Origin of the sequence: Paracoccus sp. FO-3, assembly GCF_006386455.1 — a bacterium.
GTDB classification, from domain to species: Bacteria; Pseudomonadota; Alphaproteobacteria; order Rhodobacterales; family Rhodobacteraceae; genus Paracoccus; species Paracoccus versutus.
Genome location: NZ_VCBQ01000018.1, coordinates 1 through 15,999, shown reverse-complemented (window position 1 = coordinate 15,999; position 15,999 = coordinate 1). Strand labels below are relative to the sequence as shown.

Genomic DNA, 15,999 nt, shown 5'->3' with positions numbered 1-15,999 from the left:
GAACCAGGGAGTTATGATGAAACGCACGCTGATACTGACCTCTGCGCTGGTCGTCGTCGCGGCTGCGGCCCAGGCACAGGACCAGCAGGTCAACCTGCTGTCCTGGGGCGGGGCCTATGGCATGAGCCATGTCGAGGCCTATGCCAAGCCCTTCGAGGCCCAGACCGGCAAGAAGGTCGTGGTTTCGGATGCCGACAACCCCGCGACGCCGGTCAAGGCCCAGGTCGAGGCGGGCAATGTCTCGATCGACGTGGCCTCGGTCGAATATGCCGATGCCGTGCGGCTTTGCGACGAGGGGCTGCTGGAAGTGATCGACCCGGCGATCCTGACCCCCGCCGCCGACGGCACCCCGGCCGCCGACGATTTCATCGAGGGCGCGATCACCGAATGCTTCGTGGGCACGGACGTCTATTCGATGATCCTGGCCTATGACGACGGCAAGTTCCCCGATGCCAAGCCCGCCGGCGCGGCCGATTTCTTCGACACGGCCAAGTTCCCCGGCAAGCGCACCATGCGCAAGGGCGCCAAGTTCAACCTGGAATTCGCGCTGATGGCCGATGGCGTCGCGCCCGACCAGGTCTATGAGGTGCTGGGCACCCCCGAGGGCGTGGACCAGGCCTTCGCCAAGCTCGACACGATCAAGAACGACGTGATCTGGTGGGAAGCCGGCGCGCAGCCGCCGCAGCTTCTGGCCGATGGCGAGGTGTCGATGGCCTTTGCCTTCAACGGCCGGATCTTCAACGCCGCCCAGCAGGAGGGCAAGCCCTTCAAGATCGTCTGGGACGGCCAGATCTACGAGATGGAGGGCTGGGTGATGCCGAAGGGCGCCCCGAACCCCGAGGCCGCCAGGGAGTTCATCGCCTTCTCGACCGCGCCCGAGCAGCAGGCCCGCGCCGCCGAGTTCATCAGCTACGGCCCGCCGCGCGTCTCGGCCGCCGCCCTGGTCGGCAATATCGAGGGCACCGACGTGCCGATGGGCCCGAACCTGCCCACCTATGCCGAGAACCTGGAAAACGCGCTGGCCTCGAACCTGGACTTCTGGGTCGACCACGACGCCGAGCTGCAGGAACGCTTCAACGCCTGGCTGGCGAACTGACATGCAAGGCCCGCGGCGGGAGCATCCCGCCGCGGCCACCCGGCAAGCCCGAACGGGCAAAGAGCGGCCAAAGAGCCGCAAAACCAACGGGAGTAGAACATGAAAACCACATTGATCCTGACCTCGGCGCTCTGCAGCCTTGGCCTTGCGGCGCAGGCCCAGAACAAGGAGGTCAACGTCGTCTCCTGGGGCGGCGCCTATGAGCGTTCGCAGGTCGAGGCCTATAACATCCCCTTCGCCGAGCAGACCGGCATCAAGGTGAACATGCTGGCCGCCGACAACCCGGCCACGCCGCTGAAGGCGCAGGTCGAGGCGGGCAACATTACCGGCGACGTGTTCGACATCGAGGTCTCGGACGCGATCCGGCTTTGCGACGAGGGCGCGCTGGTCGAGATCGACCCGGCCATCCTGCCGCCCGCCCCCGACGGCACGCCCGCGACCGAGGATTTCATCCCCGGCGCGCTTCAGGAATGCGCGGTGGCGAACATCTTCTGGGGCACGGTCATCGCCTTCGACAGCACGAAATTCGACGGCGAGAAACCCTCGACCGCGGCGGATTTCTTCGACACCGCCAAGTTCCCCGGCAAGCGCGGGCTGCCCAAGAACCCCAAGCGCACCCTGTATCTGGCGCTGATCGCCGATGGCGTGGCGCCCGACCAGATCTATGAGGTGCTGGGCACGCCCGAGGGCGTGGACCAGGCCTTCGCCAAGCTCGACACCATCAAGGGCGACGTGGTCTGGTGGGAGGCCGGCGCCCAGCCGGTGCAGTTGCTGGCCGATGGCGAGGTGGTGATGGCCACCGGCTATAACGGCCGCTTCTTCGACGCCATGGTCGGCGAGGGCAAGCCCTTCGAGATCATCTGGGACGGGCAATACATGGACATGGACATGTTTGCCATTCCCAAGGGCTCGCCCAACCCCGAGGCGGCGCTGGAATACCTGAAATTCGCCACCGCGACCGAGCAGCTGGCCAACCAGGCGAAATACATCGCCTATGGCCCGTCGCGGAAAAGCTCGGCGGCGCTGGTCGGGCTGTTCCAGGACGGCAAGACCGAGATGGCGCCGCACATGCCCACCAGCGAAGAGCATATGAAGACCGCCGTCATGGACGACCCGGAGTTCTGGGCCGACCATTCCGCCGAACTGGCCGAGCGTTTCAACGGCTGGCTGGCCGCCAACTGACCTGCGCAATGCCGCGGCCCGGACCGTCCGGGCCGCGGCTTCGACCCCGGATTGCCCGACAAAGGACCAAGATGGCCAAAGCCCTCGACCCCCATGCCGCCATCGTGACCGAGGCCGGCGGCCTTGACCAAGGCGGCACGCTGAGAACCGCGGACGGTCGTCCGTTGAAGTCTGCGCTTGCGCGGAGTTCGCGTCGTGCGCGTCGGCGGGCGTTCCTGCTGGTGCTGCCGCTCTTGCTGTTCATCCTGATCACCTTCGTGGTGCCGATCGGGCAGATGCTGCAGCGCTCGGTCAAGAACGACGGCTTCTCGGCCAACATGCCGCAGCTCTCGGCCTGGTTCCACGACAACCCCCGCGGCACCGAACCCGACGATGCCGCCTGGGCGGCGCTGGCCGCCGACCTGACCGCCGCCGCCCAGGCGCGCACCGTCGGCGTCGTCGGCACCCGCATCAACTACGACATGCCGGGCACGCGCTCGCTGTTCACCTCGGCCGGGCGCCAGGCCCGCGGCGGCATCGAGCCGCCCTATCGCGAGGCCATCCTCGAGATGGACGCGAAATGGGGCGATCCCAGGCTGTGGTCGGTGATGCGCGAGGCCTCCTCGCCCTATACCAGCAACTTCTACCTGGCGGCGGTCGACCGCACCCGCGACGACCAGGGCGAGGTGGTTGCCGCCCCGGCGCAGCAGCAGATCTATGTCAAGCTGTTCATGCGCACCTTCTGGCTGTCGCTGGTCATCACCTTCACCACCTTCCTTCTGGGCTTTCCGGTCGCGCACCTGCTGGCGACGCTGCCGATGCGGCAGTCGAACCTGTTGATGATCCTGGTGCTCCTGCCGTTCTGGACCTCGCTGCTGGTCAGGACCACGGCCTGGATCGTGCTGTTGCAGCAGCAGGGCGTGGTCAACGACGTGCTGGTCTGGCTGGGGGTGATCGGCAACACCCAGCGGCTGCAGATGATCTTCAACCAGACCGGCACGATCATCGCCATGACCCATATCCTGCTGCCCTTCATGATCCTGCCGCTCTATTCGGTGATGCGCACGATCAATCCCAGCTATGTGCGCGCCGCGCGCAGCCTGGGGGCGACCAGCTGGACCGCCTTCCGCCGGATCTATTTCCCGCAGACCCTGCCGGGGCTGGGGGCGGGGGCGCTTCTGGTGTTCATCCTGGCGGTGGGCTACTACATCACCCCCGCGCTGGTCGGCGGCTCGTCGGGGCAGCTGATCTCGAACATGATCGCGATGCACATGACGCAGACGCTGAACTGGTCCATGGCGGCCGCGCTGGCGGCGCTGCTTCTGGGCGGGGTCCTGATCCTCTACTGGGTCTACGACCGGCTCGTCGGCATCGACAACCTGAAACTGGGGTAATCGCCATGGCGCTTCCGACTTACGCATCGCCCTTGGAGAAGGTCTGGCACTACGCCTATCTGGTGATCTGCGGCGCGATCTTCTTCTTCCTGATCGCGCCCATCGTGGTGGTGATCCCGCTGAGCTTCAACGCCGAGCCCTATTTCACCTTCACCGACCGGATGCTGTCCTTCGACCCCGAGGGCTATTCGCTGCGCTGGTACGACAGCCTGCTGACCTTCGGCATGGCGCGGCCGGACGCGCCGCGCGACCTGAGCTGGTGGGCGGATGCCTGGCAGAACGCGAAATGGGTGAATGCGGCGAAAAGCTCGATCATCATCGGCTTTTTCTCGACCATCCTGGCCACGGTGCTGGGCACGCTGGCGGCGCTGGGTCTGTCGCGGCCCGAGATGCCCTGGCGCCGGGCGATCATGGCCATGCTGATCTCGCCGATGATCGTGCCGATCATCATCACCGCGACGGGGATGTTCTTCTTCTACTCGAACCCCTGCGAGCCGCTGAGCTGGATCGGGCTGGACCCGGAATGCGGCCGGCTGGCGGGCACCTATCTGGGGGTGATCCTGGCCCATGCCACGCTGGGCATTCCCTTCGTGATCATCACGGTGACGGCGACGCTGATCGGCTTCGACCAGTCGCTGAACCGGGCGGCGGCGAGCCTGGGGGCGAACCCGCGCACGACCTTCTTCCGCATCACCATGCCCTTGATCCTGCCCGGCGTGATCTCGGGGGCGCTGTTTGCCTTCGTGACCTCCTTCGACGAGGTGGTGGCGGTGCTGTTCATCGCCGGGCCGGACCAGCAGACCATCCCGCGGCAGATGTGGAACGGCATCCGCGAGCAGATCTCGCCCGCCATCCTCGCCGTCGCCACGCTGCTGGTCATCTTCTCCATCGCGCTCCTCACCACCGTCGAGCTCCTGCGCAGGCGCTCGGAACGGCTCAGGGGGCTGACCCCAAGGTAGAACCGGACGCCGCCCTTCGGGGCGGCGTTCGCGCATCAGGGCAGGGCGCCGAGCCAGAACCAGACAGACAGCATCGACAACCCCGTCGCCATCAGCACCGTCGAGGCCGAAACCCGCTTGGCAACCCCGTAAAGCGACGCGAAAAGATAGGCGTTGACCCCCGGCGGCATGGCGGCCGTCATCACCGCCGAGCGCATCTCGGCCACGCTCAGCGCGAACAGCTTGCCCAGCCCGAAGGTCACGCCCGGATGCAGCAGCAACGAAATGCAGCAGCACAGCGCGATGGCCCGCGCCTCGCCCTCGGGGCGATAGCGGTATAGCACGCCGCCCAGCCCGAACAGCGCTGCCGGCAGCGCCGCGCTGGACATCATCCTGACCGCGGCCCAGAAACCCTCGGGCAGGACCAGCCCGGCCTGGGTCAGCAGGTTCACGGCAAAGCCGCAAAGGATGCCGATGACCAGCGGCGTATGCAGCACCCCCGACAGCGCCCGCAGGGCCACCCCGCCGACCGACAGGTCCTGGCCGCGGGCGCGGGCGAATTCCATCGCGGTGATTCCGAAGGTGTAAAGCAGCGGCGAATGCAGCGAGATGATGGTGAAATTGCCCAGCAGCGCCTCGGGACCATAGGCGCGCTCGGTGATCGGCACGCCCAGCAGCAGCGAGTTCGAGAACAGGCAGACGAAGCCGATGGCGATGGCGTCCTCGATGGGCCGCCGGAGCCAGCGAAACGCCAGGACGGTTCCCAGTGCAAAGGACAAGAGCGCGCCGCTGTAGAAGGCCAGCAGCAGAAGCGGGTTGTAGTTCGCGCCCAGGTCCAGCCCGGCGATGGCGCCGAACAGCAGCACCGGCAGGGCGAAGTTCTGGGCAAAGCGCATGACGCCATCGACCGCGACCTCGGTCAGCCATTTGCGCCAGCAGACCAGATAACCGAAGCCAACCACCAGGAAAACCGGCAGGATGACGTCGAAAAGTGCGGTCATATCAGCTCGATCCGCATCCCGTCATGGGCGGGCACCACATTCTCGGGCGTCTCGCGCATCATGGCGTCGTAATCCAGGTCGACATGCATGTTGGTCAGGATCCCCCGCGCGCAGCCCGAACGCGCGATCCATTCCAGCGTCAGCGCCAGATGGGCGTGGCTGGGATGCGGGATGCGCCGCAGCGCGTCGCAGATGAACACCTCGCAGCCCATGATCGTCGGCCAGGCGTCCTCGGGGATCGCCAGCACGTCGGGCAGGTAGACCAGGCTCTGCTCGACCCCGCCTATGCGAAAGCCAAGCGCGTTCATGTCGCCGTGGTTGACCTCGAAGGGTGCAAGTTCGATGCTGCCGCCCGCGCCCTCGATGGCGAAGGGGCCGCGGATCGGCTGCAAATCGCAGATCGGCGGGTAGGAGGAACCGGGCGGCGTCTCGAAGATATAGCCAAAGCGGGTCTTCAGCGCCGCCGCGGTCGGCAGGTCGGCCCAGACCGGCATCCGCCGGCGCATGTTGAAGACGATCTGCCGCAGGTCGTCGATGCCGTGGATGTGGTCGGCATGGGCATGGGTATAGGCCACCGCGTCCAGTTCCGCGACATCCGCGTCCAGCAGCTGCGGCACCAGGTCGGGGCCGGTGTCGACCAGCAGCCGCGTCACCCCGTCATGGCCGAAGCGCTCGACCAGGAGCGCGCAGCGGCGGCGGCGGTTGCGCGGGTTCGCCGGATCGCATTCGCCCCAGCGATTGCCCAGCCGCGGCACGCCGCCCGAGGAGCCGCAGCCCAGGACGGTGGCGCGGATCATGCCGCGGCCTTGCGAAACAACCGCTCGAAGTTCAGCGTGGTGAGGCTGGCGAATTCGTGCTGGGTCATGCCCAGCAGGTCCGCGCCGACCTTTGCGGTATGGGCGACGAAGGCCGGCTCGTTGCGCTTGCCGCGATGGGGCGGCGGGGCGAGGTAGGGCGCGTCGGTCTCGACCAGGATGCGGTCGGCGGGGGCGGCGGCGAAGATCTCGCGGATCTCGGTCGAGCGCGGGAAGGCCGCGATCCCCGACATGGACAGGTAGAAGCCCAGGTCCAGCGCCAACCGCGCCAATTCGGGCCCGCTGGTATAGCAATGCATGACGCCGGTGAAGGCGCCGGCGCGATGTTCCTCGGTCAGGATGCGGGCCATGTCCTCGTCCGCATCGCGGGAATGCACGATCAGCGGCAGGCCGGTGCGGCGCGCGGCCTCGATATGGATGCGCAGGCTTTCGGCCTGAACGGCGGCGCTGTCGGCGGTATAGTGATAGTCGAGCCCGGTCTCGCCGATGCCGACGAAACGCGGATGGCGCGACAGGGCCACCAGTTCCTCGACCGTGGCCAGCGGCTCTTCGGCGGCATGCATCGGATGGGTGCCGGCGGCATAGAAGACGCCCGGATGCGCCTCGGCGATGGCGCGCACGGCGGGCTCGTTGCGCAGCCGGGTGCAGATCGTCACCATGCGGGTGACGCCCGCCGCATGGGCGCGCGCGACCAGCTCGGCCTGCTGGCCGTCGAAATCGGGGAAGTCCAGGTGGCAATGGCTGTCCACCAGGATGGGAAGATCGGATTCGGGCATGATCGGTTTCCGTCAGACGGCGGGCTGGTTCGCAAGCCCGACCAGCATATCCAACACCAGCGCGGAAGGGTCAAGGTTGACCGCCCGCCCGGCGCGGGCCCGCGCCGACAGCTCGGCCTGGGCGGCGGCCCAAAGCCGTGCCGCCGCGGGGTCGGGGGCGACGCGGCCCAGCACCTCGGCCTCGCCCTCGGCCGCCTCGGGCAGGGGGGCGCCCAAGAGGCCGGTGCGCGCCGCGCGGGTCAGGAAACGGTCGAGCAGGGTCACGACCAGGTCGAAGGGATCGCCCTCGGCCCCTGCGCGTCCCGCCGCCAGATCGGCCAGGGCGGCGGCGGCGCGGCGGTCCATGCGCGGATATTCGGCGAAAAGCCCGGTGATGCGCTGGTAAAGCGCCAGCCCGTCCTGGCCGGCCAGCCGCAGCGCCTCGCCGATCGAGCCGCCGGACAGCGCCGCCAGCCGCGCCGCGTCGTGGTCGAGCCCAAGGTCGTGCAGCACCCGGCCCATGTCCTCGGGGCTCAGCGGGTGCAGCCGCAATTCGCGGCAGCGCGAGCGGATCGTCGGCAGCAGCCGCGCCGGTTGATGCGCGACCAGCAGCAGCGTGGCATGCTGCGGCGGCTCCTCCAGCAGTTTCAGCAGCGCGTTGGCGGCGGCCTGGTTCATTTCGTCCGCGGCGTCGATAATGGCGACGCGGCGCCCGCCCTCGGCCGCGCTCATGTGGAAAAAGCCCTGCAGGCGGCGGATTTCGTCCACGGTGATCTCGGCGCGCAGGCGCAGGGTCTTGTCATCGACCGGGCGCCGGACCAGGTGCAGCCGCGGTTCGGACAGCGCCCGGATGCGGCGGACGGTCGGATCGTCCTGCGGCGTGGTCAGGTCGGGCGTCGCGGCGCCGCTCAGCAGCCATTTGGCGACGGTCCAGGCCAGGGTGGCCTTGCCGGTGCCGCGCGGGCCCGAGATCAGCCAGGCATGATGCAGCCGATGCGCCTGGGCGGCGGCCAGGAAATCCGCGACCGCGGCGTCCTGGCCGATGATGCGGGCCGCATCGCGGGGATGGGGGGCGCCCGGCACGCGGTCGGGTTCGGGCAGCGGCTCGTCGCTCATGCCGGATCTGCTCATGTCAGGGCGGCCAGAACGCGGGCGGCAACCTCGTCCTCGCTGCCGCGGCCGTCGATCACCCGAATGCGTCCGGGCGCCTCGGCGGCAAGGGCCAGGAAGCCTGCGCGCAGTTTCTGCTGGAAGCCCAGGCCCAGCGTTTCGAACCGGTCCTCGGCCCCGCCGCGGGCCTGGCCGCGGGCCAATGCCACCGCCGGGTCGATGTCGATGATGAAGGTGCGGTCGGGCTCGATGCCGATGGTCAGCCGGTGCAGCTCCTCGACCAGTTGCCGCAGGTCGGCGCGGGCGAGGCCCTGGTAGACCCGGCTGGAATCGGCGAAGCGGTCGGTGACGATCCAGGCGCCCCGTTCCAGCGCCGGCCGGATCAGCCGCTCGACATGGTCGCGGCGGGCGGCGGTGAACAGCAGCAGCTCGGTTTCGGGGGACCAGCGCTCGCCGCCGCCCTCGACCAGAAGGCGGCGGATTTCCTCGGCGCCGGCGCTGCCGCCGGGTTCGCGGGTCAGCAGCGTTTCGGTGCCGCGCGCATTCAGCGCTTGCGCCAGCCGCCGCGCCTGGGTGGATTTTCCCGATCCGTCGATGCCCTCGAAGCTGATGAACATGGCGGGCGCGGCGTCAGTTGCGCACCGCCTGGACGGCCCTTTCGCCCAGGCGAAAGGCCGCGCTTTGCATGCGGCCCAGCACGCCGGTGCGGGCGACGTCGCTGGCGGCGAACAGTGGCAGGCGCGATTGCCCGGCGCCGGGGATGTCCACGATCAGCTCGCCCAGCTGGTCGCCCTGGGCGATCGGCGCCTCGATGGGGCCGTTGAACACGGCCTCGGCCTTTACGCCCGCATGCGAGCCGGCGGGGATCAGCACCCGGACCCCGTCCTTGGTGGTCAGGCCGACGCGGCTCTTGTCGCCCAGCCAGACCGGGGCCTGGACCACGATTTCGTCCTTGGGGATGATGGTGCGCATGGTGAACTGGCGATAGGCCCAGTTCACGATCTGCTCGGATTCCTCGGCCCTGGCCTTTTCACTGGGCAGGCCGGTGATGACGAAGACGATGCGCCGGTCGCCCTGCACGGCCGAGCCGACAAGCCCGTAGCCCGCTTCCTGGGTGTGGCCGGTCTTCAGCCCGTCGGCCTTCCAGTCGCCCGTTCCCAGCCGCAGCAGCGGATTGCGGTTGCTGGCGTTCGAGGGCACCCGGCCCTTGTAGTTGTATTCGGTGAGGGCGAAATTCTTGTAGAGGTCCGGGAATTCGGTGATCAGCCGGGTGGCAAGCAGGCCCAGGTCGTGCATCGACATCCGGTGCCGGGGGTCCGGCCAGCCCGACGAATTGACGAAATGCGAATTCGTCATGCCGAGCTGCCGGGCGCGTTCGTTCATCAGCCGCGCAAAGGCTTCCTCGGTTCCCGCCAGCCCCTCGGCCGCCACGACGCAGGCGTCGTTGCCCGAGTTGATGATGATGCCGTGGATCAGATCCTCGACCGTAGGGCGGTCGGCGGGTTCGACGAACATCTTCGACCCGCCCATCTGCCAGGCCTTGGTCGAGACCGGGAAGGTCGTGTCCATCGCCACGCGGCCGTCGCGCAGCGCCTCGAACAGCATGTTCAGGGTCATCAGCTTGGACATGGAGGCCGGCGGCAGCGGCTCGTCGGCGTTCTTTTCCATCAGCACGGTACCGGTGGCCACGTCATAGACCCAGGCGGCGCGGGCCGTGGTGTCGAAGGCCTGCGCCGGCAGCGCAAGCAGCATGGCCAGAGCGAAGATGCGGAACGTCAGAGCGCGCATGGATTATCCTTGACCTGTCGCCTTTGGCCCATGGTTATCCCAGCGGGCCAAGACCCGCAACGCCGCCCGGCGGCCTGTGCCGCGCAAGTGAACGGCGCGCGGCCTAATAGCTGCGGATCAACCCCACCAGCCGGCCCTGGACGCGGACCTTGTCCTCGGGCAGGACACGGGTTTCATAGGCGGGGTTGGCGGCCTCCAGCGCGATCATGCCGCCCTTGCGGCGATAGCGTTTCAGCGTCGCCTCGAAACCCTCGACCAGCGCCACGACGATGTCGCCGTTCTCGGCCGTGTCCTGTTCGCGGATCACCACCACGTCGCCGTCGTTGATCCCGGCCTCGATCATCGAATCGCCGCGCACTTCCAGCGCGTAATGGCGGTCCTGGCCCGAGAGCATCGAGCCGGGCACGGCGATGTGATGCGACACTTCGGAAATCGCCTCGATCGGGACGCCGGCGGCGATGCGGCCCATCACCGGCAGTTCGATGGCCGAGACGGAGATTTCCATGGCGCCGCGCGGCAGGGGCGCGGGGCGGTCGGGGACGACCCCTTCGATCACGCGGGGCTGGAAGCCGGAACCCTTGCTGAGGCTGTCGGGCAGGCGGACGATTTCCAGCGCGCGGGCGCGATGCGGCAGGCGGCGGATGAACCCGCGTTCTTCAAGGGCGGTCACGAGGCGATGTATTCCCGATTTCGAGCGCAGGTCCAGCGCGAGTTTCATTTCGTCGAACGAGGGCGGCACCCCGTCGCGAGCCATCCGCGCCTGAATGAATTCAAGAAGCTGGATCTGTTTCTTCGTCAGCATGCTTTGCCCCCGATCTGCTGCGGCCGCCATCATGTTCATAGAATGTTCTAGCGCGCCCCGTCCCATGCGTCAATCACTATGACGATTCGGGTAAATGTCCGGTTAACCGGGCTAGAGCGGCAGGTAGCCCATGCGCTCGCCCGCCCGGCGGGCCGGGTCGTGGGCGGGGCGGATCAGCAGCGCGTCGGCCTCGGCCAGAAGCCAGAGCCGGGCGGAATCCTGGTCGGCGAAGGGCTCGATCGCCGGCAGGCCGTCACCGGGCGAAAGCCGGGCGCGCAGGTAGTGCTGGCGGTCGCCCTCGGGAGGCAGGTCGCGGGCGAGCGTGGCTTGCAGGGGCTCGGGCCCCGGCGGCAGGCCCTGCATGGCGCGGATCAGCGGCTGCATGAAGAGTTTCGCGCAAACCACGGCCGAGACGGGATTTCCCGGCAGGCCCAGCATGGCGGCCGATCCGATGCGGCCGGCCATCAGCGGCTTGCCGGGCCGCATCGCCAGCTTGTAGAAGGCGCGCTCCATGCCCAGGTCGGCCGCGACCTTGCCGATCAGGTCGTGGTCGCCGACCGAGGCGCCGCCGATGGTCACGATCAGGTCGCAACCCGCGGCCTGGGCGAAGCGGTCGCGCAGGCTTTCCTCGGTATCGCGGGCCAGCGGCAGGACCAGGGGCTCGGCCCCGGCCTCGCGCGCCAGCGCGGCGATGGCGAGGTCGTTCGAACTGATGATCTGGCCCGGCGCGGGATCCGAGCCGGGGGGAACCAGCTCGTCGCCGCCGGCCAGGACGGCGACGCGGGGGCGGCGCGCGACCGTCACCTGCGGCACGTTCATCGCCGCCAGCAGCGCCAGGTCGGCGGGGCGCAGCGGGCGCCGCGGCAGGAATTCCGAGCCCTCCGCGAAATCATTGCCCCTGGGGCGGATGTTGGGGTTGCCGCCGGGCTCGGCGACGGTGATCCGGTCGCCGTCGCGCGTGACCATCTCTTGCATGACCACGCGGTCGTAGCCGGCGGGAACCGGGGCGCCGGTAAAGATGCGGATGGCGCTGCCGGGGGACGCCTCGCCCTGCCAGGGCTGGCCGGCGGCGGCGGTGCCGATCACCGCCAGCGGTCCGGGCAGGTCGGCCGAGCGCAGCGCATAGCCGTCCATGGCCGAGGCGTCGAAGGGCGGCTGCGTCAGCCGGGCCAGCGCCGGCGCGACCATGGCGCGGCCAAGCGCATCGGCCAGCGCGACCTGCCGGGGCTCGGGGGCCGGGGCAAGGGCCAGGACGCGGGCGCGGGCTTCTTCGACGCTGATCATGGTTTCCCCCTTCAGGGTGCGGCGCGGAACGGGCCGGATTTGCCGCCGGTCTTGGACAGCAGGCGGATGCCTTCGATCCGCATGTCCTTCTGCGCGGCCTTGAGCATGTCATAGACGGTCAGGCAGGCCGTCGAGACGGCGGTCAGCGCCTCCATCTCGACCCCGGTCTTGCCGGCGGTGCGGACGGTGGCGGTGACGCGGATGCCGGGCAGGGCGGGGTCGGCGGCCAGGTCGACCGAGACCTTGGTGATCGGCAGCGGGTGGCACAGCGGGATCAGGTCCGCGGTGCGCTTGGCGCCCATGATCCCGGCCAGCCGCGCCACGCCCATCACGTCGCCCTTGGCCGCGCCGCCCTGCGCCAGGGCCAGCGTCTCGGGCGCCATGATCACCACGCCCTCGGCCACCGCCTCGCGCGCGGTCTCGGGCTTGTCCGAGACATCGACCATATGCGCTTGGCCCTGGGCGTCGAAATGCGTCAGGCTCATGCCGCGAGGCCCAGGATCTGACGGGTGGCGCCGGTCACGTCGGGCTGGCGCATCAGGCTTTCGCCGATCAGGAAGCGCCTGACCCCGGCCTCGGCCATGCGGTTCAGGTCGGCAGGCGTGAACAGCCCGCTTTCGCAGACCAGGTCGCGATCGGCGGGCACATGCGGCGCCAGGTCCAGCGTCACGTCCAGGCTGACCTCGAAGGTCTTGAGATTGCGGTTGTTCACCCCGATCAGCGGCGATTTCAGCCGCAGCGCGCGGTCGAGTTCGGCGCGGTCATGCACTTCGACCAGCGCGTCCATGCCCCAGTGGAAGGCGGCGTCCTCAAGCTCGGCGGCCAAGGCGTCGTCGACCGAGGCCATGATGATCAGGATGCAATCGGCACCCCAGGCGCGGGCCTCGGCCACCTGGTAGGGATCGTAGAGGAAATCCTTGCGCAGCGCCGGCAGGTCGCAGGCATCGCGCGCGGCGGTCAGGAACTCGGGCGCACCCTGGAAGCTGGGGGCGTCGGTCAGCACCGACAGGCAGGCCGCCCCCCCGGCCTCATAGGCGCGGGCCAGCGCGGGCGGGTCGAAATCCGGGCGGATCAGACCCTTGGAGGGGCTGGCCTTCTTGATCTCGGCGATCAGCGCATGGCCGGTCGCGGCCTTGCCCTCCAGCGCGCGGGCAAAGCCGCGCGGCGGGGTGGCGGCACGGGCCGCGGCCTCGACCCCGGCCAGCGGGCGGGCGGCCTTGGCGGCGGCGATTTCTTCCAGCTTGTAGGCCTTGATGCGGTCGAGAATATCCATGGCGTCGGTTTACCCCGCGGCGGCGGTTTCGGAAAGGGCCCAGTCGATCGGCGGCTCGCCCCGCGACCGCAGCCAGTCGTTCACCCGGCCGAAGGGGCGCGAGCCGAAGAAGCCGCGCCGCGCCGACAAGGGCGAGGGATGGGCGCTTTCGATCACCAGGTCCTGCGGCCGCGGCAGCCCGGCCAGCGCCTTTTGCGCATGCGCGCCCCAGAGGATGAAGGCCAGCGGCCGTTCGGCCTGGGCGCGGGCGACGGCCTGGCGCGCCAGCTTCTCCCAGCCCCATTTCGCATGGGCGCCGGCCTGGCCGGGCAGCACGGAAAGCGAGGTGTTCAAAAGCAGCACCCCCTGCCGCGCCCAATGGCTGAGGTCGCCGTTCGGCGGGGCGGCGCCCAGATCGTCGCGCATCTCGGCATAGATGTTTTTCAGCGACCGCGGCAGGGCGGTTTCCGGCGTGACCGAAAAGGCCAGCCCGTTGGCATGGCCCGGCGTGGGATAGGGGTCTTGCCCCAGGATCACCACCCGGACCTGCTCGGGCGGGGTCAGCTCCAGCGCGGCAAAGACGCGGGCGGGACCGGGCAGCCAGTCGCCGTCCCGCAGGCGGGCGGCGATGGCCGGCCAGTCCTGGCGAAAGAACGGCAGTTCGGCCCAGGCGGCGGGAACGGGGATGCCCTCAGCCATGGGGCTCGGCCGGCGCGCCCACCTCGGCGGCCAGCGCGGCCAGCTTGGCCCTGGCCTTGCCGCTGTCGATCGAATCGCGGGCGATCTCGGCCCCTTCGCGCAGCGAGGCGGCCTTGCCGGCGATCAGCAGCGCGGCGGCGGCGTTCAGCACCACGGCGTCGCGATAGGCGCCCGGCGCGCCCTCCAGCAGCGCCCGCAGCGCTGCGGCGTTCTGCGCAGGATCGCCGCCCAGGATCGCCTCGAATGGATGGACGGGCAGGCCGGCATCCTCGGGCGAGATCTGGAACTCGGTGATCTCGCCGTCCTTGAGCTGCGCCACCCAGGTCGGCTCGGCGATCGAGATCTCGTCGGTGCCGTCGCCGCCATGCACCAGCCAGGCGCATTCCGAGCCAAGCTCGCGCAGCGTCTCGGCCATGGGCCGGTTCCAGACCCGGTCGAAGGTGCCGGTCAATTGCCGCCTGACCGAGGCGGGGTTGGTCATCGGCCCCAGCAGGTTGAAGATCGTCCGCGTGCCCAGTTCCGCCCGCGCCGGGCCGACATGGCGCATGGCCGGATGATGCACCGGCGCCATCATGAAGCAGATGCCGGTGGCGGCCAGCGCGGCCTCGGCGATCTCGGGCGTGCCCATCACGTTCAGTCCCAGATGGGTGATCGCGTCGGCCGAGCCCGATTTCGAGGACAGGTTGCGGTTGCCGTGCTTGGCGACCGGCACGCCGGCGCCCGCGACCACGAAAGCGGTGGCGGTCGAGATGTTCAGCGTGCCCTTGCCGTCGCCGCCGGTGCCGACGATGTCCATCGCGCCCTCTGGCGCCTGGATGCGGTTCATGCGGGCGCGCATGGCGCGGGTGGCGGCGGCCATCTCCTCGACCGTCTCGCCGCGCACGCGCATGGCCATCAGCAGGCCGCCGATCTGGGCGGGGGTGGCCGCGCCCTCGAACAGCGCGCCAAAGGCCGCCTCGGCCTCGGTCCCGGTCAGGGGCCGGTTGGCGGCCAGGCCGATCAGCGGGCGGATGTCGGTCGCCGCGCTCATGCGGCGCGGTCCAGGTTCGAGCAGCGGCGCAGGAAGTTGCGGATCATGTCGTGGCCATGTTCCGAGGCGATGCTTTCGGGATGGAACTGCACGCCCTCGACCGGCAGGGTCCGGTGCATCAGCCCCATGATCGTGCCGTCCGCGGCAGTGGCGGTGACGCGCAGGCATTCGGGCAGGCTTTCCGGCTCGACCGTCAGCGAATGATAGCGCGTCGCGGTCAGTGGCGAGGGCAGGCCGGCGAACACCCCGGTCCCGTCATGGCTGATCGCGTCGGTCTTGCCATGCACGATGCGGCCGGCGCGCACCACCTTGCCGCCGAAGGCCTCGCCGATGGCCTGGTGGCCCAGGCAGACCCCGAACAGCGGCACGCCCTTGTCCGCCGCCGCGCGGATCAGCGGCACGATGATCCCGGCATGGGCCGGATCGCAGGGGCCGGGCGAGATCACGATGCCCTGCGCGCCCATCCCCAGCGCCTCTTCGACGGACAAGGCGTCGTTGCGGCGGACGACGACCTCGGCCCCGGCCTCGCCCATGTAATGCACGAGGTTCCAGGTGAAGCTGTCGTAATTGTCGATGAGCAGGATCATGGTCTGGGCCTTCCGGCTGGGGCGCCTTGCATTGGGGGGTGAACCCCGGAAATTCTGCGGCTATAGATGGGCTAAAGCCTTGCCGCGGGTCAAGAGCGCGAGGCAAGAAAAACGGCGCCAGGGCGCATGCGGCGCGGCATTGGGGGCAGGGGCTGGGCAAGGGCATGGCAAGAGGGTTCGCGACGGGTCTGGTTCATGGCGCGCTGGCCTGCGGCGCGGCGCTGGTCGGGCTGTCGCTGGCGCTGCCGCAGCCGCCGCGCCCGCAGGCGCCCGGCCCCGTTGGCCAG

The 15,999-nt window shown here is 69.3% G+C and carries 17 protein-coding genes; 4 read left to right on the top strand and 13 right to left on the bottom strand.

The window, feature by feature from the left end; translation table 11 throughout:
• Positions 1 to 16 precede the first annotated feature (16 nt).
• From FE811_RS07105 to FE811_RS07090, 4 genes are all read left to right on the top strand, one after another.
• Entirely contained in the window at positions 17 to 1,096 is a 1,080-nt protein-coding gene (locus FE811_RS07105) for an ABC transporter substrate-binding protein (RefSeq protein WP_036751416.1), read from the top strand.
• Between the two features lie 99 nt (positions 1,097 to 1,195).
• Complete coding sequence (locus tag FE811_RS07100; protein ID WP_036751254.1) at positions 1,196 to 2,278, top strand: ABC transporter substrate-binding protein; 1,083 nt, start codon at positions 1,196 to 1,198, stop codon at positions 2,276 to 2,278.
• A gap of 71 nt (positions 2,279 to 2,349) precedes the next feature.
• Entirely contained in the window at positions 2,350 to 3,651 is a 1,302-nt protein-coding gene (locus tag FE811_RS07095; protein ID WP_116170997.1) for an ABC transporter permease, read from the top strand.
• 5 nt (positions 3,652 to 3,656) lie between these two features.
• Positions 3,657 to 4,610 (top strand): ABC transporter permease, encoded by a 954-nt coding sequence (locus tag FE811_RS07090; protein ID WP_116222912.1) that lies wholly within the window; start codon positions 3,657 to 3,659, stop codon positions 4,608 to 4,610.
• 35 nt (positions 4,611 to 4,645) lie between these two features.
• On the opposite strand, the gene FE811_RS07085 is transcribed toward FE811_RS07090, so the two are convergent.
• The 13 genes from FE811_RS07085 to FE811_RS07025 all read right to left on the bottom strand — a co-directional run bounded on the left by FE811_RS07085 (position 4,646) and on the right by FE811_RS07025 (position 15,712).
• On the bottom strand, positions 4,646 to 5,590 hold the full coding sequence (locus FE811_RS07085) for an AEC family transporter (RefSeq protein ID WP_116222911.1): 945 nt from the start codon (positions 5,588 to 5,590) through the stop codon (positions 4,646 to 4,648).
• Entirely contained in the window at positions 5,587 to 6,387 is an 801-nt protein-coding gene (locus FE811_RS07080) for an MBL fold metallo-hydrolase (RefSeq protein ID WP_036751832.1), read from the bottom strand. Before FE811_RS07080 ends, FE811_RS07085 begins: the two co-directional genes overlap by 4 nt.
• Positions 6,384 to 7,181 carry a TatD family hydrolase gene (locus tag FE811_RS07075; RefSeq protein ID WP_140846998.1) on the bottom strand — a complete coding sequence of 266 codons (798 nt, stop codon included), beginning with the start codon at positions 7,179 to 7,181 and terminating at the stop codon, positions 6,384 to 6,386. Before FE811_RS07075 ends, FE811_RS07080 begins: the two co-directional genes overlap by 4 nt.
• Positions 7,182 to 7,193: 12 nt before the next feature.
• Positions 7,194 to 8,276: a DNA polymerase III subunit delta' gene (locus FE811_RS07070; protein WP_166435607.1), complete on the bottom strand. Its 1,083-nt coding sequence runs from the start codon at positions 8,274 to 8,276 to the stop codon at positions 7,194 to 7,196.
• 11 nt (positions 8,277 to 8,287) lie between these two features.
• The gene (gene tmk / locus FE811_RS07065; RefSeq protein WP_036751825.1) at positions 8,288 to 8,887 is read right to left on the bottom strand and encodes a dTMP kinase; all 600 of its coding nucleotides are present in this window, start codon (positions 8,885 to 8,887) and stop codon (positions 8,288 to 8,290) included.
• Between the two features lie 13 nt (positions 8,888 to 8,900).
• Complete coding sequence (locus FE811_RS07060; RefSeq protein ID WP_116222909.1) at positions 8,901 to 10,058, bottom strand: D-alanyl-D-alanine carboxypeptidase family protein; 1,158 nt, start codon at positions 10,056 to 10,058, stop codon at positions 8,901 to 8,903.
• Positions 10,059 to 10,161: 103 nt separating this feature from the next.
• Positions 10,162 to 10,860, bottom strand: coding sequence for a transcriptional repressor LexA (lexA, locus tag FE811_RS07055; RefSeq protein WP_036751856.1), 699 nt, complete (start codon positions 10,858 to 10,860; stop codon positions 10,162 to 10,164).
• 111 nt (positions 10,861 to 10,971) lie between these two features.
• Complete coding sequence (gene glp, locus FE811_RS07050; RefSeq protein WP_114536166.1) at positions 10,972 to 12,144, bottom strand: gephyrin-like molybdotransferase Glp; 1,173 nt, start codon at positions 12,142 to 12,144, stop codon at positions 10,972 to 10,974.
• Between the two features lie 11 nt (positions 12,145 to 12,155).
• Positions 12,156 to 12,629, bottom strand: a complete 474-nt coding sequence (gene moaC, locus FE811_RS07045) for a cyclic pyranopterin monophosphate synthase MoaC (RefSeq protein WP_036751819.1) — start codon at positions 12,627 to 12,629, stop codon at positions 12,156 to 12,158.
• Positions 12,626 to 13,417 carry an indole-3-glycerol phosphate synthase TrpC gene (trpC, locus tag FE811_RS07040; protein ID WP_036751817.1) on the bottom strand — a complete coding sequence of 264 codons (792 nt, stop codon included), beginning with the start codon at positions 13,415 to 13,417 and terminating at the stop codon, positions 12,626 to 12,628. Before trpC ends, moaC begins: the two co-directional genes overlap by 4 nt.
• A 9-nt stretch (positions 13,418 to 13,426) precedes the next feature.
• Positions 13,427 to 14,095: a uracil-DNA glycosylase gene (locus FE811_RS07035; protein WP_116222908.1), complete on the bottom strand. Its 669-nt coding sequence runs from the start codon at positions 14,093 to 14,095 to the stop codon at positions 13,427 to 13,429.
• On the bottom strand, positions 14,088 to 15,125 hold the full coding sequence (gene trpD, locus FE811_RS07030; RefSeq protein WP_116222907.1) for an anthranilate phosphoribosyltransferase: 1,038 nt from the start codon (positions 15,123 to 15,125) through the stop codon (positions 14,088 to 14,090). Before trpD ends, FE811_RS07035 begins: the two co-directional genes overlap by 8 nt.
• Complete coding sequence (locus tag FE811_RS07025) at positions 15,122 to 15,712, bottom strand: aminodeoxychorismate/anthranilate synthase component II (protein ID WP_036751810.1); 591 nt, start codon at positions 15,710 to 15,712, stop codon at positions 15,122 to 15,124. Before FE811_RS07025 ends, trpD begins: the two co-directional genes overlap by 4 nt.
• Positions 15,713 to 15,999: the final 287 nt, after the last annotated feature.